Raw genomic sequence first — 1,840 nt, 5'->3', positions numbered from 1 at the left:
CCAAATGTCGGCAACTTGTCGACAAGGCTCCCGTCAGGAGCGGCCGATGCGTGCGGTCACCTCGATCTCGATCTTCATCTCGGGCTTGAGCAAGCCGGCGACGACGTAAATTCCGGCGGCTGGCCTGATCTCGCGGAAGAACTCGCCGCATACGGCGAGCACCGGCTCGCAATATCTGCGGTCGGTAACGAAGTACTGTGCCCGAACCACCTGAGCGAGCGATGAGCCCGCCTCCTCCAGCACGGCGCCGATCGTGCGGAAGATATTGCGCGCCTGGTCGGCTGCCTCCTCCGGCAGCGTCATGGTGGCGTAGTCGTAGCCGGTCGTTCCGGAAACGAAGACGAGATCGCCGTCGATCACCGCGCGCGAGTAGCCGAAGGAGCGCTCGAAGGGCGAGCCGGTGGAAATCAGGCGACGAGACATGGCGAATCTCCGGAAAGGATCCGGAACCCTTCTCCGAAGAGCAGACGCTACGCCACCCGTTTTCTGCGGCTCAGACCCGCCCGCTCTTCAGGGCGCGCAGCACCTTCTCGCCCGGCCGCCCGGTCTGCGGCATGCCGAGCCTGCCCTCGATCTCCTTGATCGCCGTGCGGGTCAGAGACCCCACCGCGCCATCGGGCTCGCCGACATTGTAGCCACGCGCGATCAGCAGGCGCTGGAGCTCACGCCGCTGCTCGCGCGAGAGCGGCAGGTCGTCCGTCGGCCAGTCGCCCTGCACGCCCGGCCGGCCGCGCAGGCGGTCGGAGAGAAGGGAGATGGCGAGCGCATAGGAATCCGCGCCGTTGTAGCTGTAGGCGGCATCGTAGTTCTTGAATACGAGGAAGGCGGGGCCGTTGCGGCCGGCCGGCATCAGCAGGCCCGCATTGCCGGTGCCGTTCAGCGGCGAACCGTCGTACTTGACGATGCCTTGCGCCGCCCAATGCGACAGGGGGCGCTTGGGATTGCGTCCGGCCGAGCCGGAATAGCCGCCGGGGACGCGCACCTCATAGCCCCAGGTTGCGCCGGTCACCCAACCCGCCTTGGCCATGAAATTCGCGGTGGAATGCAGCGCATCGGGAATCGAATCGACGAGATCGCGCCGGCCGTCGCCGTCGCCATCCACGGCGAGGCGCAGATAGGTCGAGGGAATGAACTGGGTATGGCCGAAGGCGCCGGCCCAGGAGCCGAACAGTCGCTCGGGCCGCACGTCGCCGCGCTGGATGATCTGCAGCGTCGCGATCAGTTCGCCCTTGAAGAAGGCGTTGCGGCGCGGCGCAAGGCAGGCGCCGGTCGAGAGCGCCTGGACGAGGGGCATCTTGCCGCGCGCCTTGCCGAAATCGCTCTCGACGCCCCAGACGGCGGCGATGGTGTGGCGGTCGACGCCGAAGCGTTGCTCAGCCGCCGCGAGCGTCGATGCATGCTGGCGCATCATCGCGCGCCCTTCCGCGACCTTCTCGTCATCGACCAGCGTGCCGAGATAATCCCAGATCGGCGTCTTGAACTCCGGCTGGTTGTTCATCGCTTCGATGACCTTCATGTCCGGCTCGACGCCGGCCATGGCCCGATCGAAGGTCGCGCTGGATACGCCCTTGGCCGCCGCCTCCGAGCGCAGCCCGGCAAGGCAGGACTGGAAGCTTCCCTGAGCCGAGGCCGCGGAAGCAAGGAGGGCGAGTGGCAAGGCCAGTAGATAGGCGCGCATGGTCTCCACCGATTCGGACAGATTCCCGGTCAGGCTAGGTCGCTGTGGTTAACGGAGGTTAACCGCCGAGAATGGCGGCACGAAGAAGCGAATTCCGCTAAGGGGAGGCTAGCTTCCCCCCCCGCGATTCGCCGCCATGACGCCGCTCGTCGCGACGCTCAA

Annotated in this window: 2 protein-coding genes; both read right to left on the bottom strand. The window is 66.8% G+C overall.

Annotated elements, in window-relative coordinates; genetic code table 11:
- Positions 1-33 precede the first annotated feature (33 nt).
- A complete protein-coding gene (locus tag ACIPIA_RS15405) occupies positions 34-423 on the bottom strand; it encodes a RidA family protein (RefSeq protein WP_400510809.1) in 390 nt (129 codons plus the stop codon).
- Between the two features lie 70 nt (positions 424-493).
- Positions 494-1,678, bottom strand: coding sequence for a lytic murein transglycosylase (locus tag ACIPIA_RS15400; RefSeq protein ID WP_400510808.1), 1,185 nt, complete (start codon positions 1,676-1,678; stop codon positions 494-496).
- Positions 1,679-1,840 lie beyond the last annotated feature (162 nt).

Source organism: Allobosea sp. CER48 (assembly GCF_044752385.1).
In the GTDB taxonomy this organism is placed as follows: Bacteria; Pseudomonadota; Alphaproteobacteria; order Rhizobiales; family Beijerinckiaceae; genus Allobosea.
The sequence above is the reverse complement of the archived record's forward strand: the minus strand, read 5'-3'. Positions and strand labels throughout refer to the sequence as shown.